The sequence below is a fragment of the Mucilaginibacter rubeus genome (assembly GCF_003286415.2).
Taxonomy (GTDB): domain Bacteria; phylum Bacteroidota; class Bacteroidia; order Sphingobacteriales; family Sphingobacteriaceae; genus Mucilaginibacter; species Mucilaginibacter rubeus_A.
In genome coordinates this window covers 1,649,799-1,673,642 of record NZ_CP043450.1, presented here as the reverse complement: position 1 = coordinate 1,673,642, position 23,844 = coordinate 1,649,799, and the positions used below count along the sequence as shown (strand labels likewise).

Sequence of the window (23,844 nt, the reverse complement as noted above, 5' to 3'; positions counted from 1 at the left end):
CCAACCGGGCTTTTCAAAATTATGCGGTTACTTTTGAATGTCGAAGTTCTTCAAATAGTTCAATTACTTTTTTCTGCAAATCAATTACTTCAGTTTCGCGGTCCATTAAGCGTTTGTTAACAGTTTCCAGTTCGTTAACAAATTTTTGATCCTGCTCGGTATCATTAAAGGTAAGCAACTGAACCACAGACATTTCAAACAGATTTGCTATCTGCTCAAGCCTTGATAAGTTTATATCTGTTATCCCTGTTTCAATTTTTGAGAAAGCGGGAATTGAAATATCCAATCTCTTTGCAACATCCTCCTGGCTCCACCCCTTTTGATGACGTAATAATCTGATTTTTTTTCCGAGAGTTTTCATTTGATTAAATTAATAGTGTAGGTTTCGCAAAAGTTAATTACTTTACAATAATATTTATTATCACGCTAATTATCAACTAATTTGCGTAAAATTTTATTTAAAAGTGTAGTTAATTATTGCGACTGGCAAATCCTTTAAATTAAAGCAAAATAATCGTCCAAAAACATACCTACAAAGCGGTATTTTGAGGATAATTTAGGCCTGGAATTTTCATCCCATTGTAATTTAGTGCGCAAAAAAGCGTAAAAAATTCTTCTTTTTAAAATTTAAATTTCATTTTTGTACTGTAATATTTTTTATTACAGATAAATGAACGGACAATTTCAAATAGCCACCCACGTATTAACCCTGCTTTGCAAGCAGCCGGGCGAGCTGCTGTCTTCTGACTACGTAGCCGGAAGCATGAATGTAAATCCGGTTCTGGTGCGTAAAGAGATGCGCAAACTACGTGCCTGTGGCCTTATTGAAAGTAAGGAAGGTAAAACCGGCGGTTATAGCCTCGCTCTCCCGCCGCAAAAAATTACCCTTGCCGATGTTTATAAAGCTGTAAAGTTGCCACCTGCTTTAGGTCAGGCTAAAAACAAACCCAATCCGGATTGTCCCGTTGGCAAACAAATTGGTGCCCATCTCGATCACTTAGCCGATGATGTTGAAGCAGCCATTGTCAAAAAATTAAGCACCATAACCATTTTTGATTTTGTAAATCAATTCGATTAAAAAAATTTAAAACAAACTGTAACAAATTTAATTACAATATAAAACCAGAAAACAATGAAAATCGCACTAATTGGCGCCACAGGCTTTGTAGGTAAAGCCGTTTTAAACGAAGCATTACAACGCGGATATGAAGTAACCGCCATAGCACGTAACCCGAAAGCTGATATTGAAAACCCGAAATTAACGCTCAAAACTGCCGATGTATATAATATTGCTGAACTAACCGAAGCTTTAAAAGGACATGATGCCGTGGTAAACTCATTTAATGCCGGTTGGACAAACCCCGATCTGTATAATGATTTCATCAAAGGTTCTGAAGCTATACAACAAGCTACTAAACAGGCCGGTGTTAAACGTTTGTTGGTGGTGGGCGGAGCAGGCAGTCTTTACATTGCCCCTGGCGTACAGCTGGTTGATAGCCCTCAATTCCCTGCCGAATGGAAAGCCGGTGCTACCGCCGCCCGCGACTACCTGAACATCATTAAAAAAGAGAATGATTTAGACTGGACATTCCTTAGCCCTGCTATTCACCTGCATCCTGGCACCCGCACAGGCGTATACCGTACAGGTACAGATGAGCCGGTATTTAACGACAAGCATGAACACGAAATTTCTGTTGAAGATTTAGCAGTTGCTATTTTGGATGAACTGGAAAACAACCAGTTTGTGAAGAGAAGGTTTACTGTGGGGTATTAACAATTATATGTCATTGCGAGCGAAGCGTGGCAATCGCATACAATGCAGAGCGACTCTGTATACCATGCGATTGCTTCGTCGTTCCTCCTCGCAATGACATAAACTTTGTGGCTTTTACTTTATAAACTTAGCAGCAACCCACTCTTTATCCTTTTTGTGAGTGATATATTTCAGGCCATATTTACGGGCTTCATCAGTGATGATATCCAGGTCGGGCGATTCGTAAAAACCGCTGAAATAGATCTCACCGTCCGCTTTTAATACTTCGGCATAACGCTGCATCTGATCGAGCAGGATATTGCGGTTAATGTTTGCCAGGATGGTATCGTATTGTTCGTTAGGAATAACTTCTTTTGAACCACAAAGCGGCTTAATATCAGGCACATTGTTCAGGGCCGAATTTTCGATAGTACTTTCGTAACAAACCGGATCGTAATCAATGGCGGTAATATCATCAGCACCTAATTTGGCGGCCATAATAGCAAGGATACCCGTACCACATCCCATATCAAGTACTTTTTTACCGGCAAATTCATTTTCCAGCATCAGGCCCAGCATCATGGCCGTAGTTTGGTGGTGCCCGGTACCAAAAGCCATCTTCGGGTCGATAACTATTTCATAAGCAAACTGAGGTTTCGGCTCGTGAAAAGTTGCCCTTACGTAAATCTTATCCCCTATCTCAATCGGCTCAAAATTACTTTCCCATACCTCATTCCAGTTTTTTTGCGGAATAAGCGTTATCTCGTAGCTAAAGGTGAACAGGTCTTTGTAAGGCAGCAACTGCTCGTCAAGCGCCTGCTGATCAAAAACATCTTCAGGGATATAAGCCTTAAAACCAAGTTCAAGCTCTTCAAAAGTATCGAAACCTATCTCGCCCAAAGCGTTAATCAGCAAATCCTGCTGGTAATCTTCGGTGGTGATGGTTGTAAAAAATAGTTCGTAGTAATTCATTTTGATTTTTTTCGTCATTAACCCTAAACAGGAACCCAGTCGACCGGCAGAAATTTAAGTGGCAGGTTCAGCTTCAGGTTCAACCGGTTCGCTATCTGTGTTTACCCTCTTCCTGTCGAGCAAATACAGTACAACAAAGTTAACCATCCAGTATACTGCTTGTATTTCTGTCATATACCACCAAAAACTTAGCAAGGGTCTGTATCCATCTTCGGGTAACCATATAACGTAGCTAAGGCCGCCGGCAAATAATATGCAAACCAGGGCAATGCAAACGCCGGCAATAAAGCGCGCCGAAGCACCTTTATGCTTAACCCAGTTCCAAAGTGGTATAATGATCAGGTATTGCGTGAGAATGCCATCGACAAGCAGCAAGCCCCAAAAAAGGCTGAAATAAGCCATGAGGCTATACAAGTTCCCGTTACCAATTTCGCCAATGCGCATGGAGTGATGAGGCATATTGAAATACACAACTGCCCAAAACACGCCAAAATCGACCAAAACCGGTAAAAGAACTTTTAAAAGCTTCATGCTTTTTTAGATTTGAGACGTGAGATTTGAGATATGAGATTTTATTTTTCAATAAACATCACATACGCTCATTATGTTTGAAATTAAGCTCAAGTTGTCTCAATACTCAATACTCAAATCTCACATCTCATATCCAAATAATATTAATTAAATGTTTTAACGATATCTGTAAAATCGCGCGATTTCAAAGAAGCACCACCGATAAGGCCACCATCAATATCAGGCTGAGCAAATAGCTCGGCAGCATTGGTTGGGTTACAGCTTCCGCCATATAAAATGGTAGTAGCATCAGCAACTTCCTGGCCGTATTTAGCGGCAATTTCCTTACGGATAAACTCGTGAATTTCTTGTGCCTGTGCAGATGTAGCGGTTACACCTGTACCAATAGCCCAAACCGGTTCATAAGCAATAACCAATTTTGCAAACTGATCAGCATCAAGGTGGAAGATACCTTCAACCAGTTGAGTTTTGATCACGTCAAAATGCGTATTGGCTTCACGCTCCTGCAAAGTTTCACCGATACAGAAGATAGGGCGAAGATCATTTTTTAAAGCAGTATCTGTTTTTTTGGCAAGCAAGGCATTAGTTTCACCAAAATACTGACGACGCTCCGAGTGACCCAGGATCACATAAGCGGCACCGGTTGACTTGATCATCTTAGCAGAGATTTCACCTGTGTAAGCACCCTTTTCTTCCTGGTGGGCATTTTGCGCGCCAACAGCAACTTTATTATATCCTTTAGCCAATTGTACGAGGCTATGGATGTGAATAAACGGGCTGCAGATCACTGCTTCCTGCGTGCCGGTAGCCTCATCTTTAACCATGTTGATGATCTCTGAAAATAAAGCTAAACCTTCATTGTAATCAAGGTTCATTTTCCAGTTTCCGGCAACGATTTTCTTTCTCATGATTTTATTTTTAGTTGTTTCTAATTAGTGTGGAAGGTTATTTAGCTGATTAAGTAAGTGGTTATTTGGGTTATTATAAGCGGAAAGCTACTCTCCTAATCAACCCAATCAACTACTCACCAAACTTTCTGTACTCTTCTGTTAGTTCAAATATGGCTGTTAATATATTCTGTTCAGTTTCGTCAAAATCGCGGTGTTCGCGGCGGTCAAACACTTTCTGCACGGTTTCAAACATTTTATTGATCAGATAAACTTCAAAGCCCTGCGCGCCGCCCCATGAAAAATCCGGAACAAAGTGATTTGGAAAACCTGCGCCAAAAACATTGGCCCCCACGCCTACTACGGTACCGGTATTAAACATGGTATTGATGCCGGATTTAGCATGATCGCCCATGATCAGGCCACAAAACTGCAGGCCGGTTTTGCGCAAACGCTGGGTGCTATAATCCCAAAGCTTTACTTCGGCATAATTATTTTTCAGGTTGGAGTTATTGGTATCAGCACCAATATTACACCATTCGCCTAAAACCGAGTTGCCCAGGTAACCTTCGTGCCCTTTTGATGAATATCCCCAGATCACCGAGTTATTTATTTCTCCCCCAACCCGGCAGTACGGGCCAATAGTAGTTGCACCATAAATTTTAGCGCCCATTTTCACCTGTGAGTGTTCGCAAATGGCAAACGGTCCGCGGATATGTGTACCCTCCCAAACCTCGGTATTAGCCGACAGGTAGATAGGCCCGTTAGTAGTGTTAAAAGTTGAGCATTCGGCAACAGCCCCTTCTTCGGCAAAAAAATCATTGCCTATAACAACGTTGGTCGCGCTAATGGCGGCACTCGGGCGGCCCTTGGTAAGCAATTGAAAATCTTTACGAAGTTCGATATCATTTTTCCTGAAAATATCTTCAGGGTATTTTATCGACACATAAAGATTGGGATAGTTTATAATATCGCTAAATTCAGCACCGGCATTAAAGCTTTCCGCTTCCGAGGCATTAAGGTTGACTGCTATTAACAGATCGTTATACTTAAGCGCCTGCCCGCTTTGCAGCTTGCTGATTGCTTCAATCAGGTTTTCATCCGGACATATGGCACCGTTGATAAAAACGTTATCAGCTTCAATATTTACCGGAAACTTTACCTTAAGATAGTCAAGCGTTTTAAAAGAATATGCGCTATTTAAATGCTTAGCCCATTTTTCGGCAATGGTAAGTATACCGATGCGAAGATCGGCTACAGGCCTGGTAAAGGTAAGGGGCAGCAGCGACTGATGTGCGTTATCGTCAAAAAGGATAATTGCCATGGCGCAAAAATAAAAAAAGTCCCGACTGCAAAGCCGGGACTTATAAATATTGTTTGAACAAAAATTACTTTTTGTTGTAACGTGAGCGGAATTTATCGATACGACCTGCAGTATCAACCAGTTTCATTTTACCGGTGTAGAACGGGTGCGAAGTATGAGAAATCTCTAATTTAACCAATGGGTATTCGTTACCATCTTCCCATTTAACGGTTTCGCGGGTATCGATGCAAGATTTAGTGATAAAAGAGTAGTCGTTAGACATATCTTTAAATACAACTAATCTGTAGTTTGATGGATGCAGATCTTTTTTCATTATATTATATAAACTTACCTTCTGTACTTTACTTAAAAGAGGTGCAAATGTAATAATAAAAGTGAAAACTGGAAAAGCAAATTAAAAATAGTTGATAGCGCATAGTTCATGGTTCATAGTAGAATCAAAAACCGAACTGAAAAAACTGGCTATGAACAATTTATAAAACTCGCCTATCAGAAACTTATTATATATTTCCGGACTAAAATCCGTAGCATTTAAGAATTTATAGAAAAATTACTCTTATTTCTTTCGATTCCTAATTCCATAAACTAAATAAACACATTACCTATATCTTCTCTATAACGCGCAATGAACTCATCAAACGAATTTGCTACAACTTCATAAGCGCAGCCACAAATTGCATACACTTCATTTTTGTTACTATCATGTGCATACAACCTGATTGCAAATACCATAACATATATAGAATACTCTGCAAATACAAAGCAGTTTTCATGTAACGGTAAAGTATTAACTATATTTCTGTAATCCGGGATTCCACCATAATCACCCACCACTTCCTTTACACTTTTAAATTCAGGAAATTTAAAAAACGCAAACATATCCTCATTGTAGGCATCAATCTCTTCATCAGTGAGTTTTAAATAAGATCGTAAATCACCAGGAATCAACAATTGATTCCTGGATTGAAACAAATCAAGTTCTTCATCCAAAGTCATTTCGCCGGGTATATTTTTTTATTAGGATATACATGTTTTTTAAACGGGGCCCACTGACTTACTTAACACTGTTAAGCACCATATCTGTGTGTACCACTTTGCCCATGTCCAAATATTGTAAATTATTGGTCAGCTTTGATTATTTGCGAAGGTTTTTAGCTGAATTTAGATAAAAACTTGCGTATCTTTGTTTTGTTAATATATTTCAAAAGGACTATGAATATCCCAATTTATTTAGATAACAACGCAACTACACCAATGGACCCACGGGTACTGGAGGCTATGTTACCATATTTTAACGAAAAATTTGGTAATGCGGCAAGCCGTAACCATGCGTTTGGCTGGGTTGCTGAGGAGGCAGTTGATTACGCACGCGAACAGGTAGCCAAATTAATCGGCGCATCTGAAAAAGAGATCATCTTTACCTCTGGTGCTACAGAATCAGATAACCTTGCTATTAAAGGGGTGTTTGAAATGTACAAAGACAAAGGTAACCACATCATAACCGCGGTTACTGAGCACAAAGCAGTGCTTGACGCCTGCAAACACGTTGAAAAACTGGGTGGTAAGGTAACTTACCTTGCTGTTAAAGAAGACGGCCTTGTTGACTTAGCTGAGCTTGAAGCGGCTATGACCCCGGAAACCATTCTGGTATCTATCATGTATGGTAACAACGAAATTGGTGTGATTCAGCCGGTTAAAGAAATTGCTGCTATTGCCCACAAACACGGTGCTTTGTTCATGACAGATGCAACACAAGCAGTTGGTAAGATCCCTGTTGATGTAAATGCTGACGGTATCGACTTATTAGCGTTATCAGCTCACAAAATATATGGCCCTAAAGGTGTTGGCGCATTATACGTACGCCGTAAAGGACCAAGGGTTAAAGTTACTGCTCAGATGGACGGTGGCGGTCACGAACGCGGTATGCGTTCAGGTACCCTTAACGTACCGGGCATTGTTGGTTTAGGTAAAGCCTGCGAACTTTGCGGCTTGGAAATGGAAAGCGAAGCAAAACGCCTTTCGGCTTTACGTGATAAATTACAATCAGCTTTAACTGTATTGGAAGAAAGTTATGTGAACGGTAATGTTGAACACCGCTTACCACATGTAGCTAACATTTCTTTCAAATATGTTGAGGGTGAAGGTTTGATGATGGCCATGAAAGATCTGGCTGTATCATCAGGTTCGGCTTGTACATCTGCTTCATTGGAGCCATCATATGTATTGAAAAGCTTAGGCCTTTCTGATGATCTGGCTCACTCTTCTATCCGTTTCGGCTTAGGTCGTTTCACCACCGAAGAAGAAGTTGATTACGCTGTAGAAGTAACCAAAAACGCGGTTAACCACCTGCGCGAACTTTCACCACTTTGGGAAATGTTTAAAGAAGGTATCGACCTTAACTCAATTGAGTGGGCAGAACATTAATTTGATTTCGGATTTGGGATGTCCGGTTTCGGATTTTCCATTTACGATTTGATATATAAGGGTTTCAAAGACTCAGAACTTATAACTTACGACTTAGAACTTTAAAAAAATGGCATATTCAGATAAAGTAATCGATCACTACACTAACCCCCGCAATGTGGGCACTTTGGATAAAAGCAGCCACAAAGTAGGTACCGGTTTAGTTGGTGCACCTGAGTGCGGCGACGTAATGCGTTTGCAAATTCAGGTTGATGATAACAATGTTATCACCGATGCAAAATTTAAAACTTTCGGTTGCGGTTCTGCAATCGCTTCGTCATCATTGGCTACAGAGTGGCTTAAAGGCAAAAGCATCGACGACGCTATGAAAATAGACAACATGGATATCGTTGAAGAGCTTGCCCTTCCACCGGTAAAAATCCACTGCTCTGTATTGGCTGAAGACGCCATCAAAGCAGCGATCAATGACTTCCGCGTAAAAAACGGCTTAGCGCCAATTGAAAGCGAAAAAGTACATCACTAAAAAGATGTGAGATGTCAGATATGAGATTTGAGACTTATATCTGATTTAATATTGCATAATTGATTTGATGATTTGCGGTTGAGCCTGGTCTCATATCTCGAATCTCATATCTCAAATCTAAAAAAATGGTAACTGTAACTGATAAAGCAAAAAGCAAAATAGAACACCTGATGCAGGATGCAGGGCTTGATGCCTCTTATTTCCTGCGTGTGTCTGTTCAGGGCGGAGGGTGCTCGGGCTTATCGTACAATCTTGATTTTGATAACGAAGAGAAAAAAGGCGATCAGTTTTTTGAAGACCAGGGCGTACGTATGGCGCTTGACATGAAATCATTCCTGTACCTTGCCGGTACTGAGCTTGATTTCTCAGACGGCCTTAACGGCAAGGGCTTCAACTTCCACAACCCTAACGCCAGCCGTACATGCGGTTGCGGCGAAAGTTTTTCGGTATAAATTCAACCTTAAAATAATTGAAAAGAGGCGCCTAAAGCGCCTCTTTTTGTTTGTCAGTTTACTGCAGTGAGTCTCCATCTTAACTGCCGCGGGCTTCCAGCCCGTGGTTGATTATAGGTTCAGCTTTCAGCTGAACTACCTAAAACATATCTTCGGCTGTTACACCATCAGGTATAGCCTGCTCCACACTCCAATGCTCTTCAATTTTATTATTTGCTACCCGGAAGATCTCATAAAACATAAAGGCTTTGTCCTGCTTGTTCAATTGAGACTGTACAACAACAAAATCACCCTCAGCAATAATCCGATGAACTTTGACTGACATTTCAGAATTGGCAAGGTAGCCAGCTAATCCTTTTCCAGACGTGATCACCGATGCATCATGCTCAAGATATGCTTTATCAACAAACGGATCAGCAGGTTGCTTATCTACTACTGCTTTGTAAAATTGCTCAACAGCAAGTTTGCTGCTTTCAGCAGAAACATTGTGATCAATATCAATTGTGCCATTGGTAGCGGTGACTACCTTCCCGCTTTCATCAGGTAATGACTGTATAGCATCCCAGTGCTCGATCAACATGCCATCTTTTAACTTAAACAGATCGATCACTGCCATTCGTTTTCCCATAAATTGAACATCAAGATGGGTGACTACAAGGTCACCATCCTGTATTGCCCTCACAATGGGTGATTTTGCATCCTCAGGTGGCAGCGGCAGCTTTTTTAAATAATTGATCATTTCAGTTACGCCCTCCCTGCCCTGTTTAACTGTAGGATTATGTTGTTTATAATTTTCAATAATAAATTCGGGGATCAGCTCTGTTTTACGCAGCCCAACTATTTGTTTATAAAACGATAGTACCTTTTGTTTATTAGTTATAGTATCCATATAAGTATACGATTTTGCGGATTGGGCAAGGCACATCAAAATGCAGCACATGCCTAATGCCAATGTTGGAGTAATTTTCATTACCGGTTAAATAAAAACAGATCAGAAATTTTAAGACAATACTAAACACTGCCGCGAAAGCAGCGTATCACCGAACCTGTACCAACAGGCCGGGCCTTAGGCGACCCTTGTTTTATATGTGGAGATAGTAATTATGAAGTGAAGATAAGGAAAGTTTTCAGCACCAGACTTACGAAGTTTTAAAAACTTCGTAAGTCTGCGTTGGCTTTATCAAAAAACCTTGATCACCTGCCCGGTAATAGCTCCAAGCACGCTTTTTACGTAAGCGTTGGCTACCTTATCCATGGAAACCGGCTCATGACCCGGGAAATATTCAAAAAAGCCAGGCGAATCTTCAACAACACCGGGGCTTATGGCATTAATTCTCACACCATTTTCCAGTTCAATAGCCGCACTTATTACAAATGAATTTAACGCGCCATTGATTGTGCCCAGGTTAGCACCGTTTACAACCGGATCTTCAGAAAGAATGCCCGAGGTAAGCGTAAACGAGCCTTTGGCATTAATATGATGCTGCCCTATTAATACCAGGTTGATCTGCCCCAGCAACTTACTTTCAATACCTTTTTTAAAATCGGCAGGAGTTGTACTTGCAAGCGGACCAAAATGGCCAGAGCCGGTTGTGCTTATCAAGGCGTCAAACGGGCCAACCTTTTCAAAAAATGCTTCAATGGACTCCGGAGAGGTAATATCTAACTGAAAAGCGCCTGTTTTTGAGCCCGCGGTGATGATGATGTGTTTTCCTTCCAGCGCTTCCGTAACTTTTCTGCCTATTGTGCCTGAGGCACCAATTATAATTATTTTCATGGTTGTTGTTTTTTATACAAGTTAATAAGTGTTGGCATAAATCCGCATCAGTAAAAAGTAAAACAAAACACCTTTGTCAAATACCTGTGTCAATGCTTGTTTTTATAAAAATAGATTTAGATTTGTTTCCAATATCCAATTATATAAATGACTAACAATACCGAGCTTTCAACTGTTCCGAGTTTCATTCGCAATACCGTTGCCAATATCCATCCCTTAGATCATACTTTTCTGTTGCATAAAGTTAAAGATACCTGGGTTGAGATTAGCTATGGTGAGGTTTTAGAGAAGGTTGACGCTATTTCGGCCTGGTTCCTGCATATCGGCATAAAAAAAGGCGACAGGCTTTCGCTTATCATCGAAAACGGCCCAAACTATGTTTATTATGATCAGGCCCTGCAACAGATAGGCGCTGTTAATACTTCAATATATCCAACCCTTACAGAAAATGAGATTGAGTATATTCTGAACGATTCGGGAGCACGTACCATCATTTGCGGTAATCCGTTCCTGTTCAGGAAAGTATTAAAAGTAGCAAACAATTGCCCCGAGCTGATCCGCCTGATCCCTGCATTTGATGACTTTGAAAAATTCAGTGATAAGGTAAGCCTCAATGCCGGTGTTATTAGTTTTGATGAAGTTATAACCGAAGGCCGTAAATTGGTTGAGCAATACCGTTCAGCTATCAATGCAGCCCGTGAAGCTATTTTAACAACAGATACTTCATGCCTCATCTACACTTCGGGCACTACAGGCGTACCTAAAGGCGTAGTGCTCACGCATCATAACCTTACCCAAAACACGATCAACAGTCTGATCCAGATCCCGTTTGTTGAAAAAACAGACAGGTTCTTGTCGTTCCTGCCTTTATCGCACGTATTTGAGCGTACCATTTATCATATCGCAATTCACCAAGGTTCGCAAATAGCTTTCGCCCAAAGTTTGGAATTACTGGCCAAAAATATGGCCGAGGTTAAACCTACCATACTTTGCTGTGTACCACGGTTACTGGAGCGTATTCACGACAGGGCCATCAAAAGTGGTACATCTGCCGGTGGCTTAAAAACCAAGATCTTCTTATGGGCATTTGAGATAGGTAAAAAAGTACGCCTTGCACAGGAAGCTGGCAAATCGCCGGGCACTATCCTGAAAGCACAACATGGTGTTGCCGAGAAACTGGTATTCAGCAAGATCAAGGAAAAAACCGGCGGTCGTTTAAAATTCATGGTGTCGGGCGGTGGCGCGTTGCCTAAAAACATTGGCGAATTTTTCGGCGACCTGGGTATCGTGATATTGGAAGGTTTTGGTTTAACGGAAACATCGCCGGTAATGGCAGTCACCGAACGCCACAGGGTGATTTACGGTACTGTTGGCCGTATTATTCCGGGTATTGAAGTTGCTATTCAAAATGTAGATACCAAACATATCTACTCTGTTCAAACACACGATAACTTTAAAGAAGATACCCTTACCGAGGAAGGTGAAATTATTGTACGCGGACATTGCGTAATGAAAGGTTACTGGAACAAACCCGAAGAAACCGCTACAGTAATTGATAGCCATGGTTGGTTCCACACCGGCGATATTGGTCGTTTTTTCCGTGGCAACCTTCAGATCACCGACCGACTGAAGAACATGCTGGTTAACGCATACGGTAAAAATATCTATCCAACCCCGGTAGAAAACACCTACCTCAAAAGCCCTAAAATTGAGCAGGTATTTTTAGTGGGGGATAAACGCGAATATATCGCAGCCATCATCGTTCCCGCTCGCGAAGCCTTGCAGGAAAACTTTAACCTTCAAAACGAGTTTTTTGAACGTACTGAAGCTTTTGTTGACGAAAAAGAAATTGTGGACTGGATTGGTGCCGACATCCGCAAGTACAGCAACGAGCTTGCTAAGTTTGAAAGGATTAAATCATTCAAGGTAAAACGCAACCCGTTTAGTATGGAAGAAGGTGAGATCACCCCTACCATGAAAGCCAAACGCAAAGTCATCGAGAAAAAATACGCAGCCGATATTGATGAGCTTTATGTTGGCGAGGCTGAGGAAGATTAAACAGAACCCTGATTTTTAGGATTAAAGGATTCCTTGACAGATTATACATTCAAGGAATTCTTTAGTCAACTAAATATGCGTTATCCCAATAATACGTGTAGTACTATCAGGAAATCCTAAAATCAAGCGCATCAAGGTTCTGTTATTTTTACTAACTTTGTTAGTATGAAGCGATCGGGCAGTGCTGACTTACCTTTACATTATGGCTATGTACCGCAATGGCTTGCCGAACGAATGGCTAAGCTTGGCCTTGCCGTGGTGGAAACCATTGTGATGGATTATGGTAAGGATGAGGTGCTTCGCCGGTTAAGCGATCCGTTTTGGTTTCAGAGTTTAGGTGCCGTTATGGGGATGGACTGGCATTCATCGGGCATAACCACTTCAGTAATGGGGGCTTTAAAAAAATCCATCAATCCGCATAGCCGCGAACTGGGAATTTACATTTGCGGCGGTAAAGGCAAACATTCTACCCAAACACCGGCCGAACTTTTAAAAGTAGGCGAAACAACCGGGCTCGACGGTAATTACCTGGTAAAATGCAGCAAGCTTAGTGCTAAGGTTGATAATACCGCTATTCAGGATGGCTTCCAGCTTTATACCCATAATTTTATTTTAAGCGATACCGGCAAATGGGCCGTAGTACAGCAAGGCATGAGTGATGCCAGCGGCACAGCACGAAGATATCACTGGCATTCGGAACAATTAAGTTCATTTGTTGATGATCCGCATACTTTTATCTACGGCAAAAACAACGGTTATATACTTAATATGACAGACAAGGAAGCCAACGGCTCCCGCAACGGAGTTATGCAGATCGCGGCTGAAAATCCTGGTACCATGATCAATGAGATTAGCAAACTGGTAATGCCAAGTCATCACGAAGTACACGCCAAGGATGTTGACCTTAAACGTTTGGGGGCCGTGCTTTGGCTCGCTCACGAAAAACAGCCCAAAGACTTTGAAGATTTGCTATTGCTGCAAGGCTTAGGGCCGCGCACACTACAATCGCTGGCGTTGGTGAGTGAAGTGATTCATGGTACGCCTTCACGGTTTAAAGACCCGGCCAGGTTTTCCTTTGCTCATGGTGGTAAGGACGGTGCCCCCTTCCCCGTGCCTACCAAAGTTTATGATGAAACCTTAAACACCCTGCAAACGGCCATTCAAAAAGCCAAAATGGGTAACAATGATAAAAATGAGGCTATTAAACGCCTGTCTCAAATAGCAGAAAGAGCCGAAAAAGATTTCACACCCAATGCAAACTTTGATAAAGTGGTTGAAAAAGAGCGTAACGATTCATGGAAATATGGCGGTCGTACAGTTTTTGGCAAAGCCAAACCACCGGTTGAGCAGCAATTAAAGTTATTTTAAAGTAGTGCTGATCAGTTTCGCTGTATCTAAGTGAGCTTGTAAGCCGGGCAAGGTTTTGTTGGCAAAATCGGCAAGAGAAGCATTCTTTTTATCTTTCCCTACGGTTTTATATAATGCAATCTGATCTACGTGATCATTAATCACCATTTGGATATAAGCCCTGTCAAACGCCGCGGCTTTCTTAACATCCAGATCATTGATCATTTGCTGGTGAATAGGATTTATCGTAACCGAATCGGTAATAAGGTTATCCGTTTTTAGTTTCTTGAAATCATCCGCCAGCATAGTGTGATCATCAATCATCAGTTTGGCAAACTGAATAACACGTTGATTTTTTGAATTAGCTATGGCCAGACCCGATGCCTTGACTGATGCAAGGGTAGATTCTTCGCCGCTTTTGAGAAACAGCATGCCGTTATCATCTATCTGTGCTTTATTGTAATTATTAGCTTGCCGGTTACTCTGGCAGGCCTGTAACATCAATAAAAAAAAAATGCAAAATATAACGTTGACTGACCGGCTCATGCTAATAGTTTATTGTTCTAATATAACAAAAAAAAGTAGCCGTGGTTTTATTACCATTCATATTGCATTTCCGGGAAAAAACTGAGGCAATTGTTATTTTAAGTATACAAACGGGGTATAAAAAAACACACTTGCATCTACTGCACATCTTATTTATATTTAAAATACAGCTAATGGCAAGTGTTTCTTATCAAAACATAACAAAATAACGATTCTAATGAACCACCATAAATAATTAAAAATCAATTACTTAAAACAAATAAAAACATCAACCTTTGTGAAAAACAGAGAAATTTTGTAATTATTTTCTTACAAACAAACAAAAGGGCATCAATGTTGAGGCACAAATGAACGAAATAAATAAAACCTTCACTATGACCAACGCCGAAAAGATCACATGTTACTGCTTTAATAAAGAATGTGCTGCCTCTATATATAACGATACTACCTGTCTGTCAATACAAGTTCCGCTTGAAGTTGCGCTATCACGTACACTCAATTGTATTGAATGTGGTGCCGAGCTTTTATCACCATTGCTTATCGAGATAAAAAAGGACATTCTTAATCTTATTAAAGACGATCAACACCGTTCGGTAGCAATTGTTGATGACGATATTATTTTTCACGAAACAGTTAAGAGTATCCTGAAAGAAAACTGGCTTAACGCGAGTTTTTATATGGATCCCGAACCTGTTTACAAAAACATTTACAGTAACCGTAACAGGCACGCTGAAATACCCAACATAATTTTCCTTGATCTGGATATGCCGGTAATGGATGGCTGGGAGTTTTTAGATTTGTTTAACGACATTTACCGTTCGCTGGCTAAACCAGTTTCGATATATATTATTTCAAACTCCGTCGACCCTTCCGACCAAAAACGGATCAAAGCCTACCCATTTGTTAAAAGCTTTATTTCTAAACCATTAACAAGGCATTTTTTGGGCAAAATAAACGAAGAACTTTCCAGGAATACAGCTGGCGTTGATTTGAAACCGGCATCTAACTGGTAAAATAATTATAAGATTTATAGAAGGAGCCCCTAAAGGCTCCTTTTTGCGTTTTATGGCATCAGATAAATGCCGGCGCTAAACTTTACCTTTGCAAAATGGACTATTTTAAAAAACTGCTTAACCTATTACAAATTGAGCAGGACGAAGACCGCCAGGCTTACCTCAAATTAACGGAAACATCTTCGGCCACTGAGCGAAGGGCAGCAGGGCTTACCTGGTATCCCATAGCCATTAAAGGCACCGAAATAGGCAGAGGTGATTACCTCACTGTCGAAGTTGAGCGGCCATCGCACCAGGATCTTAGTCACCAGTTCAGGTTTGGCGCCTCGGCAGCCTTGTTTTCAAACCATGATGCCAAAACAGATCGTATAAACGGAACCGTTTCATACCAGGGCGGTAACCGGCTAAAACTAACCCTTAATACCGACGAATTACCGGACTGGAGCCGTAACGGCAAGCTCGGCATCGATCTGTTGTTTGACGACAACAGCTACGATGAAATGCAGAAAGCGCTTAAATTATCTGCTAAACTCGTTGATGATAACAAAGAAGGTCACCTTACCCGCGTACTAACCGGCCAAAGTGCACCGTCTTTTGTTTCCGAAACCATTCATTCCCCGCTTAATGGCTTAAATGCTTCACAACAACAAGCCGTCCATAAAATAGTTGACGCGCAGGAGCTGGCCGTAGTTCATGGCCCTCCGGGTACCGGTAAAACAACCACACTCGTGCAGGCCATTAAAGCCCTTATCAAACATAATAAGCAACAGATTTTGGTGGTAGCCCCGAGCAATACTGCTGTTGATCTCCTGAGCGAAAAGCTAAGTAATGAAGGCTTAAACGTACTCCGTATTGGCAACCCGGCCAGGGTATCTGAAAAACTGATGTCGCTGACTTTAGATAGCAGGATAAGTACCCATGCCGACATGAAGGAGATCAAGAAGCTTAAAAAGCAGGCTTCTGAGTACAAAAACATGGCGCATAAATACAAGCGCAATTTTGGCAAGGCCGAGCGCGACCAGCGTAAGGCGCTTTTTGACGCGGCACATCAAATCATCAAAGAAGTAGATAAAACCGAACAATTTATTGCCGAAGACCTGATCAGTAAAGCACAGATCATTACAGCCACGCTTGTAGGCGCCAATCACTATACCATCCGCGATTTAAAATTCAACACGGTAGTTATTGACGAAGCCGGGCAGGCGCTTGAGCCTGCCTGCTGGATCCCGATATCAAAAGCAAAAAAAGTGATCCTCGCCGGCGATCATTTGCAACTCCCGCCTACCATCAAATCACAGCAGGCGGCAAAGGAAGGACTGAGCATCACCTTGCTTGAGAAATGCGCCGCCTTATATCCCGAAGCGGTTGTGTTACTTGAAGAACAATACCGGATGAACGAGGCCATCATGGGCTTTTCGTCAAAGGAGTTTTATGATGACAGGTTAAAAGCCCATGAGTCGGTAGCAAGCCGGTTGTTATTCCCGGGAGATATTCCGCTTAGTTTTGTGGATACCGCCGGATGTGGTTTTGATGAAAAGCAGGAAGGTACAAGCACAGCAAATCCTGAAGAAGCCGCGTTTCTGTTCAAACATCTTCATAAACTGGTTGGCGAACTCCGGGAGCATTATACCCCGGAAAACTTCCCAACCATTGCCGTTATCTCCCCTTATAAAGAACAGATTCGGGTGCTGAACCAATTACTATTGGACTCACCGGATTTGTTGATCTACGCCGATAAAATAGCGGTTAACACTATTGATAGTTTCCAGGGGCAGGAGCGTGATGTGGTTTATATCAGCCTCACCCGTAGCAACACCAACGGCGAGATAGGCTTCCTGAGCGATATTCGCCGCATGAATGTGGCCATGACCCGTGCACGCAAAAAACTGGTGATGATAGGTGATAGTTCAACGCTTGCTTATGCTCCCTTTTATGCAGATATGATCAGTTATGCCGAACAACTAAACGGTTATCAAAGCGCCTGGGATTACGCAGGTTACGATTAAACGTCAATTGTTTGTTACAATGAATTTAAACCGTCTACAGCTTAGGATAATGGTTAATTTTATCTTTTAGCCTTATAACCATCGCTCGTATGAATTTTAAACCGAACTGCCTGGCAAAGCTTATCGCTGTAGTAAGCCTTTGTATTTTTTTATCGGAAGCTAACAAAGTATCGGCCCAGGTTAATACTGATGACCCGCATTTAGGAATCATCCCCGCTCCTGCCTCAATTACCAAAGGCAGCGGCACATTTACTTTTAATCAACTTACCCCAATCAAAGCGGATAATCCAAAAGATAAAGCTGTTTTATGGCTGAAAGATTATCTGCAGCAAAACCGCAACCTCAATTTCAAAATAGCCAAATACAATTCAAAGCTTAAGGCCGCTAAAAGTAAAGGTCTTATCTTAACAGCTAAAGGAGCAGATAAACTGCCTAAAGAGGGCTATAAGCTAACCATCACCCCGCATAACATTGTTATAGTAGGTAAAGACGCAGGCTTATTCTATGGTATACAAACGCTGCTACAACTTTTCCCGGTTGAAAACGCGACCGCCTACAAATTACCTTGTGCCGCAATTGAAGATTCACCACGCTTTGGGTATAGGGGCATGATGCTGGATGTATCTCGTCATTTCTTTACCATTCCGCAGGTCAAGAAAGTTATAGAGCTTATTGCCTCCTATAAACTAAATACCTTCCACTGGCATTTGGTTGATGGCCAGGGTTGGCGTATCGAGATAAAAAAATATCCGAAGCTTACTCAGGTAGGCGCTTTCCGTCAGCAAACCATGTTTGGCAGCAACCGCGACTGGCCCGACTCGATTAGCTATGGCGGTTTTTACACCCAGGAGCAGATTAAAGATGTAGTAAAATTCGCGGCCGACAGGTATATCAACGTCATCCCAGAGATAGAAATGCCGGCGCACTCGGAAGCTGCCCTGCGTGCCTATCCCGAATTCAGATGCGATACGGTAGCCGGACAGAAAGCCCCGCGCGATATCAATAACCTATACTGCCCTACCGAGCAAACTTTTACCTTTTTGCAGGATGTGCTTACCGAGGTAATGGCGCTTTTCCCAAGCAAATACATTCATATAGGTGGCGACGAAGCAGGCAAGGAACCATGGAAACAATCGGCGTTTTGCCAGGCTTTGATGAAGGAGAAAGGATTGAAAGATGAAAAAGAGTTGCAAAGCTATTTCATTCAAAGGATAGAGCAATTCATCAACTCAAAGGGACGCAGCATTATTGGCTGGGACGAAATATTGGAAGGCGGCCTCGCCCCTAACGCTACCGTAATGAGCTGGCAGGGCGAAGAGGGCGGCATTAACGCGGCCCGTCAAAAGCATAATGTGATCATGACACCGCAAACTACCGGTAATTACTTTGATCATTATCAAAGCAGTTCGCCGCAAGAGCCGGTGTCATTTGGCCGCTACGCCACTTTAGAGGAAACTTACAACTACGATCCTGTTTCAAAGCAATTGACGCCCGACGAGCAGAAATATGTTATCGGCACACAAGGCAACCTATGGACAGAATATGTACCCACAGTGGCTAAGCTACAATACCAGATTATGCCGAGGGTGTTCGCCCTTTCAGAAGTAGCCTGGACTCAGCCTGCCAATAAGGATTATACTAATTTTTCTGAAGTACGTCTCGCTAAACACTTCGCGAGGTTGGATGCCATGAACTACAATTACCGTGTGCCAACCGCGCTTACTACAATTGATACCATGGTGGTGGGCCCTCATTTTGTTTACACGCTAAAATCGGTTGTACCGGGTGCCAGGATCTATTATACCCTTAACGGTCGCGATCCGCTGGATACCGATCTGCAATATGACGGGCCTATCACCTTCTCTATCCCGCAAAACGAAAAACGGGAATTGCGTACAAGGGTAATTACTCCCTCCGGCCGCAGAAGTATTGCTACCCGTACTTTAATGTATAATAAAGCGCCAATGCCCGCGATAAACTATACAGCCAATAAACAGGGACTTAAATATAAATGGGCTAAAAATACATTTACCTCACCCGATCAGCTTAACTATACTGCGCCTCAGGATTCAGCAACTATCAATAAATTGGATGCCGAAACACTGAAAAAAGACAATCCCAATTTTGGCGTAGTTTATGACGGTTACGTGAATGTTTTGGCCGATGGTACTTATAACTTTACCCTTGCAAATTATGCCGCCAGCCAGTTATTTATTGATGGCGTACAGTTAACAGAAGCAGAATACGCGCTGCCGCTGGCAAAAGGCTTTCATCAGATAAGGGTAAAGTACATATACAACGCGCCACCGCCGCCAACAGGCAGGTACAGGACACGCGTGGCACCGCTTAAAGTATATGTTACCGCACCCGGAAGTTTTGATAAGAAAGAGCTTGCCGCGGCCGATCTATATTATTAATACATGGAATTAGGTATAAGCACCTTTGGCGAGGTACATCCTGACGGTAAAAGCGGCAATGCTGTAAATGCCCATAAACGGGTTCAGGAATTATTGGAAGAAGTAAAATTGGCCGATGAGGTTGGCCTGGATGTTTTTGCCTTCGGCGAGCATCACCGGCCCGATTTTGTGATCTCGGCACCTGAAATATTGATATCCGCCGCAGCGGCTATTACTAAAAACATCCGTTTATCCAGTTCGGTTACCGTACTAAGCTCTGCAGATCCCGTGCGGACGTTCCAAAACTTCGCCACTGCAGATCTTGTTTCGGGTGGCCGGGTTGAAATGATAGCGGGTCGAGGTTCATTCATTGAGTCGTTCCCGCTTTTTGGGTTCGACCTGAATGATTACGATGCCCTGTTCACCGAAAAGCTTGAAATGTTTTTGCAGATCAACAAACAGGAAATTGTTTCATGGCAAGGCAACTTCCGGGCACCTATCAGGAACCAGGGTGTATATCCCCGTCCGCTCCAACAGGAAATTCCGGTTTGGATTGGTGTTGGCGGCACTCCTGCTTCTGCAAAAAGGGCGGGTGCGCTAAACCTGCCTCTGATCATCGCGATATTGGGTAGCGCGCCAAAACATTTTATTCCCTTTGTAGAGTTGTACCGCGAATCAGCAGCTAAAGCCGGGCATGATGTAAGCAAGCTGCAGCTGGCTATCAGCTCACAATTTTATGTGGCCGAAAACTCGCAACGGGCAGCTGATGAATTTTACCCGAGCTATGAAGCCCTCATGACCCGTGTTGGCCGCGACCGTGGTTGGTCGCCCATGACAAGGGAACAGTTTGAATACCTCCGTGATTTTGGGCCTTTGGTTGTAGGCGATCCGCAACAGGCTATCGACAAGATCATGCAGCAATACGAGCTTTTTGGCAATACCCGTTTTGTAGCCCAGCTGGTTACCGGCTTTACCAAGCACACAGATATTTTAAAAGCGATTGAAATTTACGGCACAAAGGTAGCCCCTGTTGTACGCAAAGAAACCAAAGGAAAAGCTTAAGCTTTTCCTTTGGTTAAAAATGCTTCAATAATGGCCACTGCGGGATAGTTGCCGTCTTCACTTACATCCTCAATTTCGCCTATATAGTCGCCATGGCCTCCGGGCAGGATACAAAGTTCCGCATCGGGGAGTGTACGATATAGTTGCAGCGTATGCTCAGGCCTGATCACATCTTTATCACCAGCTATCACCAATGCAGGCATGGTTATGGAACGGATAATATCGTCGCTCCAATCCTGGAAAGCAACCATACGGTCACGATCCCGGTTATGCATGGTTTCTAAAGCCGCATGGTCATTGTTAATTTTAAGAAACGCGTCCTGTAAAGGCTTCGGCATATTCTCTAAAGAAGCGTTAGGCATAAAGTCCCAGAACCAGGAGTCGAAACCATCGCGCTTATAAAACGATGAAGCGATCACAATTTTATGAACCAGTTGCGGATGCCTGATGGCCAATTGCATAGCAGTATTACCACCATTACTGAAACCCATAACATCAGCCTGCCTTATATCTAAATGTTTGAGTAAAGCGGCGATATCATCGGCATCCTGTTCAAATGAAGTTGGTACGCCTCTATCCGGCGTGCGTCCGTGCGCCTGCATATCTACGCCTATCACCTGGTGCTTTTTAGCGAAAGCAGGCAACACGCGGCCAAATGTAACATCGATATCCGACCCACCTCCGTGTACAAGTACAAGCGGAAAACCTTCACCATGAATTTCGTAATACATGTTAAGGCCATTTACAACGGCATAGTTACCGGCAACATTTGTTTGTGTCATATCGATAGATTCTTAATTCAATACAAACTTAATTGCATGAAGATAAGGAGTTGGGTAGCAAATATGACAAATTGAGGTATAAAAAATGACAGCTTCTATTGCTCCTCTGTCGCCATTGCCGTTACAGCTTGCAGATACCATGCGGCATGTGGCAGCCATTGCTCCGTCCAGCGCCATTCGTTACCATCGTCTTTCATTTTAAAGTCGATGCCGCTGCCATCGGGATTTTCCTTTTTACCGGTGATGCCATTAGAAATCCCTCCCTTACCAGATCCGTGCCCGAAGTTTGAGCTCATATAGGGCACATTGTTTTTACCGAATTGGTACATGAAACACATCTGGTAAGGGTTACAACCCAAAATCCAGGCTATCTGATGCGAGGCATATTCGGCCAGTTCTTTTTTTACACCCCAACCGCCCTTTTCTGGATAAACTAACCTTCCTCCTACCAAAGCCGCCGTAGCCAACGAGCCTAAACGGGCATTTTCGCCTTGCCACCACCAGCCGGTTTCATTTTCATGAGGAATAAAAAAGCCATCTTTCACTGCCCCTCTAAATTTAAACGACTGTCGGGCATAGCCAAAGGGGTTATCTACATTGCCGGTCACTTTTAAATTATAGTCCAACGCTTTTTTTATGGTTGATAAAGCAGCCGCTCTTTCGCTACCGTCTTTTTCTTTGTCGAGATAACGACATAAAGCTACAACAGGCAGCCCAGCATCCGCCGCATGCCAGAAAGGTCTGTCGCCATCATCAGCAATAAAATAACCTGCCGGGCTCATTCGTTTGTTCAGGTTACCGGCACGTTTACGGGCTTCGTCCCGGTAGAGTGCGCTATCTGTCGCAATCCATAATTCGGTAGCTGCCATCAGGGCGCAATAATCGTCAATGATATTTTCTTTGCCGTCATCATCATATTTGGTGTTGTTTACCAGCAGATGAGCAAAAGCACGTTTAGCTGCAGCAAGATACTCAGTCGACTTAAAATCACCGTCTTTTTTCAATTGCGAGATCCGGGCCAGTGAAGCTATAGCCATACCTCCACCCTCACGAAACGCCGCCTGGTATTCATCGGTAGTAACGCTGTTGGCTTTTAAACCAACTACCCTACGTGCTTTTGGGTCCTTATTAAAATAACTGAACACGATCATATAAAAGTAATCGTCTTTTGATAATGCGCGCATCATGTAGTCGGCACCCCAAATCGCCTCGTTCACCATGCCATCGTAAATATTGAGCTTATTTAGTAAGCCCGGCGTAGTTTGTACTGAGTTAATCATTGACCAGGTTACCAGTGGTATTTGCTGAGGCGAAACAAAATTAGCATAAGCCAGGTGCGAAAAATATTTACTTACATCGCCAGAGGCGTCGCACCACCCACCACGCATGTCAACGGTTTTATCACTTCCGTATAATTGTACCGCCGCATCAGCTTGCCATTCGGTTGGCGTATTGGCCCGCTGCCTGTTGTAATAACTCAACACCGAGGGAATGGTAGCTACTGCCAACGCATTCTCTTTAATCTCGAACCAATCAGACGCTGGGCCATTATTTTTGCCGATCACAACCCTGTATTTCCCTTCTGCTTTAACGCCCGAAAAATCGGCCTGATAAAAGTATGCGCCCTTTGCCCATTCGTCTACCTGTAAGGCTCTGCTCAATTTTCCGGTAAATGCTATTTTCCCTTCTGCGCTTTGCAATTGAAAAGTTGTACCTACGGCAAATTTGGTATCATTGCGCACAACGATAGTTTTGGCCCCACGCGCGTCAAAAGCAATCTGATTCATATAAAAAACCGGGTCGGCTTTGCACAAGTAACAAAGCAGCGTAAAGAAAATGGAAAGGATAATTTGGCGGTTAAACAGGTTCATGTAAATGCAGATTAATTGGCGAAATGGAACGCCTGCAATTTACAGCATTTATGCAGGGGGACATCTCGCACACAGCAAAAACCAGCCCCTAATTTACCACTACAAAAACAAAGCCCTGCT

Annotated in this window: 23 protein-coding genes; 11 read left to right on the top strand and 12 right to left on the bottom strand. The window is 42.7% G+C overall.

Going from position 1 to position 23,844, the window contains the following annotated elements; genetic code table 11:
* Positions 1–19 precede the first annotated feature (19 nt).
* On the bottom strand, positions 20–361 hold the full coding sequence (locus tag DEO27_RS06805; protein ID WP_090524822.1) for a helix-turn-helix domain-containing protein: 342 nt from the start codon (positions 359–361) through the stop codon (positions 20–22).
* A gap of 309 nt (positions 362–670) precedes the next feature.
* Here DEO27_RS06805 and DEO27_RS06800 point away from each other — a divergent pair, with 309 nt between their 5' ends.
* Positions 671–1,078, top strand: a complete 408-nt coding sequence (locus DEO27_RS06800; protein ID WP_112571853.1) for an Rrf2 family transcriptional regulator — start codon at positions 671–673, stop codon at positions 1,076–1,078.
* A 54-nt stretch (positions 1,079–1,132) separates the two neighbouring features.
* Positions 1,133–1,774 carry an NAD(P)-dependent oxidoreductase gene (locus tag DEO27_RS06795; protein ID WP_112571855.1) on the top strand — a complete coding sequence of 214 codons (642 nt, stop codon included), beginning with the start codon at positions 1,133–1,135 and terminating at the stop codon, positions 1,772–1,774.
* 114 nt (positions 1,775–1,888) lie between these two features.
* On the opposite strand, the gene prmA is transcribed toward DEO27_RS06795, so the two are convergent.
* The 6 genes from prmA to DEO27_RS06765 all read right to left on the bottom strand — a co-directional run bounded on the left by prmA (position 1,889) and on the right by DEO27_RS06765 (position 6,463).
* Entirely contained in the window at positions 1,889–2,725 is an 837-nt protein-coding gene (prmA, locus tag DEO27_RS06790; protein WP_112572280.1) for a 50S ribosomal protein L11 methyltransferase, read from the bottom strand.
* Between the two features lie 54 nt (positions 2,726–2,779).
* Entirely contained in the window at positions 2,780–3,256 is a 477-nt protein-coding gene (locus DEO27_RS06785) for a hypothetical protein (RefSeq protein WP_146750041.1), read from the bottom strand.
* Positions 3,257–3,399: 143 nt separating this feature from the next.
* Positions 3,400–4,164: a triose-phosphate isomerase gene (gene tpiA, locus DEO27_RS06780; RefSeq protein WP_112571859.1), complete on the bottom strand. Its 765-nt coding sequence runs from the start codon at positions 4,162–4,164 to the stop codon at positions 3,400–3,402.
* A 112-nt stretch (positions 4,165–4,276) separates the two neighbouring features.
* Complete coding sequence (locus tag DEO27_RS06775; protein ID WP_112571861.1) at positions 4,277–5,467, bottom strand: GlmU family protein; 1,191 nt, start codon at positions 5,465–5,467, stop codon at positions 4,277–4,279.
* A gap of 64 nt (positions 5,468–5,531) precedes the next feature.
* On the bottom strand, positions 5,532–5,780 hold the full coding sequence (locus tag DEO27_RS06770; protein WP_090524811.1) for a type B 50S ribosomal protein L31: 249 nt from the start codon (positions 5,778–5,780) through the stop codon (positions 5,532–5,534).
* A gap of 272 nt (positions 5,781–6,052) precedes the next feature.
* On the bottom strand, positions 6,053–6,463 hold the full coding sequence (locus tag DEO27_RS06765) for an SMI1/KNR4 family protein (protein WP_112571863.1): 411 nt from the start codon (positions 6,461–6,463) through the stop codon (positions 6,053–6,055).
* 216 nt (positions 6,464–6,679) lie between these two features.
* Between DEO27_RS06765 and DEO27_RS06760 the strand changes: the two genes are divergently transcribed.
* The 3 genes from DEO27_RS06760 (at position 6,680) to DEO27_RS06750 (ending at position 8,866) form a co-directional block, all read left to right on the top strand.
* Positions 6,680–7,891 (top strand): IscS subfamily cysteine desulfurase, encoded by a 1,212-nt coding sequence (locus tag DEO27_RS06760; RefSeq protein WP_112571865.1) that lies wholly within the window; start codon positions 6,680–6,682, stop codon positions 7,889–7,891.
* Positions 7,892–8,000: 109 nt separating this feature from the next.
* Positions 8,001–8,414, top strand: coding sequence for a Fe-S cluster assembly scaffold IscU (iscU, locus tag DEO27_RS06755; protein WP_076378185.1), 414 nt, complete (start codon positions 8,001–8,003; stop codon positions 8,412–8,414).
* Between the two features lie 125 nt (positions 8,415–8,539).
* Positions 8,540–8,866, top strand: coding sequence for a HesB/IscA family protein (locus tag DEO27_RS06750; protein WP_090526181.1), 327 nt, complete (start codon positions 8,540–8,542; stop codon positions 8,864–8,866).
* A 139-nt stretch (positions 8,867–9,005) separates the two neighbouring features.
* Here the strand turns inward: DEO27_RS06750 and DEO27_RS06745 are convergent, their stop codons facing one another.
* Both DEO27_RS06745 and DEO27_RS06740 read right to left on the bottom strand, forming a co-directional pair.
* Positions 9,006–9,836, bottom strand: a complete 831-nt coding sequence (locus DEO27_RS06745; RefSeq protein ID WP_112571867.1) for an ester cyclase — start codon at positions 9,834–9,836, stop codon at positions 9,006–9,008.
* A gap of 210 nt (positions 9,837–10,046) precedes the next feature.
* Positions 10,047–10,643, bottom strand: a complete 597-nt coding sequence (locus tag DEO27_RS06740; protein WP_112571869.1) for a short chain dehydrogenase — start codon at positions 10,641–10,643, stop codon at positions 10,047–10,049.
* Between the two features lie 147 nt (positions 10,644–10,790).
* On the opposite strand from DEO27_RS06740, the gene DEO27_RS06735 reads away from it, so the two are divergent.
* On the top strand, positions 10,791–12,701 hold the full coding sequence (locus DEO27_RS06735; RefSeq protein WP_112571871.1) for an AMP-dependent synthetase/ligase: 1,911 nt from the start codon (positions 10,791–10,793) through the stop codon (positions 12,699–12,701).
* A gap of 165 nt (positions 12,702–12,866) precedes the next feature.
* Positions 12,867–14,069 (top strand): DUF763 domain-containing protein, encoded by a 1,203-nt coding sequence (locus DEO27_RS06730; protein WP_112571873.1) that lies wholly within the window; start codon positions 12,867–12,869, stop codon positions 14,067–14,069.
* Here DEO27_RS06730 and DEO27_RS06725 read toward each other — a convergent pair.
* A complete protein-coding gene (locus tag DEO27_RS06725) occupies positions 14,061–14,594 on the bottom strand; it encodes a DUF4142 domain-containing protein (protein ID WP_112571875.1) in 534 nt (177 codons plus the stop codon). The genes DEO27_RS06730 and DEO27_RS06725 overlap by 9 nt on opposite strands.
* A gap of 347 nt (positions 14,595–14,941) precedes the next feature.
* Between DEO27_RS06725 and DEO27_RS06720 the strand changes: the two genes are divergently transcribed.
* The 4 genes from DEO27_RS06720 to DEO27_RS06705 all read left to right on the top strand — a co-directional run bounded on the left by DEO27_RS06720 (position 14,942) and on the right by DEO27_RS06705 (position 21,071).
* A complete protein-coding gene (locus DEO27_RS06720; RefSeq protein ID WP_112571877.1) occupies positions 14,942–15,607 on the top strand; it encodes a two-component system response regulator in 666 nt (221 codons plus the stop codon).
* A 95-nt stretch (positions 15,608–15,702) separates the two neighbouring features.
* Positions 15,703–17,613, top strand: a complete 1,911-nt coding sequence (locus DEO27_RS06715; RefSeq protein ID WP_112571879.1) for an AAA domain-containing protein — start codon at positions 15,703–15,705, stop codon at positions 17,611–17,613.
* Positions 17,614–17,702: 89 nt separating this feature from the next.
* Entirely contained in the window at positions 17,703–20,030 is a 2,328-nt protein-coding gene (locus tag DEO27_RS06710) for a family 20 glycosylhydrolase (protein WP_149301870.1), read from the top strand.
* Between the two features lie 3 nt (positions 20,031–20,033).
* Positions 20,034–21,071 carry an Atu2307/SP_0267 family LLM class monooxygenase gene (locus DEO27_RS06705; protein ID WP_112571881.1) on the top strand — a complete coding sequence of 346 codons (1,038 nt, stop codon included), beginning with the start codon at positions 20,034–20,036 and terminating at the stop codon, positions 21,069–21,071.
* On the opposite strand, the gene DEO27_RS06700 is transcribed toward DEO27_RS06705, so the two are convergent.
* Together DEO27_RS06700 and DEO27_RS06695 are read right to left on the bottom strand one after the other, a co-directional pair.
* The gene (locus tag DEO27_RS06700) at positions 21,068–21,853 is read right to left on the bottom strand and encodes an alpha/beta fold hydrolase (protein WP_112571883.1); all 786 of its coding nucleotides are present in this window, start codon (positions 21,851–21,853) and stop codon (positions 21,068–21,070) included. The two genes, DEO27_RS06705 and DEO27_RS06700, sit on opposite strands and share 4 nt — an antisense overlap.
* Positions 21,854–21,948: 95 nt before the next feature.
* Positions 21,949–23,724, bottom strand: coding sequence for a glycoside hydrolase family 9 protein (locus DEO27_RS06695; RefSeq protein WP_112571885.1), 1,776 nt, complete (start codon positions 23,722–23,724; stop codon positions 21,949–21,951).
* Positions 23,725–23,844 lie beyond the last annotated feature (120 nt).

What these genes read in the sequence shown, in the direction of transcription:
- DEO27_RS06805 (WP_090524822.1), bottom strand. Translation starts at nt 361, where the DNA reads ATGAAAACTCTCGGAAAAAAAATCAGATTATTACGTCATCAAAAGGGG.
- DEO27_RS06800 (WP_112571853.1), top strand. Translation starts at nt 671, where the DNA reads ATGAACGGACAATTTCAAATAGCCACCCACGTATTAACCCTGCTTTGC.
- DEO27_RS06795 (WP_112571855.1), top strand. Translation starts at nt 1,133, where the DNA reads ATGAAAATCGCACTAATTGGCGCCACAGGCTTTGTAGGTAAAGCCGTT.
- prmA (WP_112572280.1), bottom strand. Translation starts at nt 2,725, where the DNA reads ATGAATTACTACGAACTATTTTTTACAACCATCACCACCGAAGATTAC.
- DEO27_RS06785 (WP_146750041.1), bottom strand. Translation starts at nt 3,256, where the DNA reads ATGAAGCTTTTAAAAGTTCTTTTACCGGTTTTGGTCGATTTTGGCGTG.
- tpiA (WP_112571859.1), bottom strand. Translation starts at nt 4,164, where the DNA reads ATGAGAAAGAAAATCGTTGCCGGAAACTGGAAAATGAACCTTGATTAC.
- DEO27_RS06775 (WP_112571861.1), bottom strand. Translation starts at nt 5,467, where the DNA reads ATGGCAATTATCCTTTTTGACGATAACGCACATCAGTCGCTGCTGCCC.
- DEO27_RS06770 (WP_090524811.1), bottom strand. Translation starts at nt 5,780, where the DNA reads ATGAAAAAAGATCTGCATCCATCAAACTACAGATTAGTTGTATTTAAA.
- DEO27_RS06765 (WP_112571863.1), bottom strand. Translation starts at nt 6,463, where the DNA reads ATGACTTTGGATGAAGAACTTGATTTGTTTCAATCCAGGAATCAATTG.
- DEO27_RS06760 (WP_112571865.1), top strand. Translation starts at nt 6,680, where the DNA reads ATGAATATCCCAATTTATTTAGATAACAACGCAACTACACCAATGGAC.
- iscU (WP_076378185.1), top strand. Translation starts at nt 8,001, where the DNA reads ATGGCATATTCAGATAAAGTAATCGATCACTACACTAACCCCCGCAAT.
- DEO27_RS06750 (WP_090526181.1), top strand. Translation starts at nt 8,540, where the DNA reads ATGGTAACTGTAACTGATAAAGCAAAAAGCAAAATAGAACACCTGATG.
- DEO27_RS06745 (WP_112571867.1), bottom strand. Translation starts at nt 9,836, where the DNA reads ATGAAAATTACTCCAACATTGGCATTAGGCATGTGCTGCATTTTGATG.
- DEO27_RS06740 (WP_112571869.1), bottom strand. Translation starts at nt 10,643, where the DNA reads ATGAAAATAATTATAATTGGTGCCTCAGGCACAATAGGCAGAAAAGTT.
- DEO27_RS06735 (WP_112571871.1), top strand. Translation starts at nt 10,791, where the DNA reads ATGACTAACAATACCGAGCTTTCAACTGTTCCGAGTTTCATTCGCAAT.
- DEO27_RS06730 (WP_112571873.1), top strand. Translation starts at nt 12,867, where the DNA reads ATGAAGCGATCGGGCAGTGCTGACTTACCTTTACATTATGGCTATGTA.
- DEO27_RS06725 (WP_112571875.1), bottom strand. Translation starts at nt 14,594, where the DNA reads ATGAGCCGGTCAGTCAACGTTATATTTTGCATTTTTTTTTTATTGATG.
- DEO27_RS06720 (WP_112571877.1), top strand. Translation starts at nt 14,942, where the DNA reads ATGAACGAAATAAATAAAACCTTCACTATGACCAACGCCGAAAAGATC.
- DEO27_RS06715 (WP_112571879.1), top strand. Translation starts at nt 15,703, where the DNA reads ATGGACTATTTTAAAAAACTGCTTAACCTATTACAAATTGAGCAGGAC.
- DEO27_RS06710 (WP_149301870.1), top strand. Translation starts at nt 17,703, where the DNA reads ATGAATTTTAAACCGAACTGCCTGGCAAAGCTTATCGCTGTAGTAAGC.
- DEO27_RS06705 (WP_112571881.1), top strand. Translation starts at nt 20,034, where the DNA reads ATGGAATTAGGTATAAGCACCTTTGGCGAGGTACATCCTGACGGTAAA.
- DEO27_RS06700 (WP_112571883.1), bottom strand. Translation starts at nt 21,853, where the DNA reads ATGACACAAACAAATGTTGCCGGTAACTATGCCGTTGTAAATGGCCTT.
- DEO27_RS06695 (WP_112571885.1), bottom strand. Translation starts at nt 23,724, where the DNA reads ATGAACCTGTTTAACCGCCAAATTATCCTTTCCATTTTCTTTACGCTG.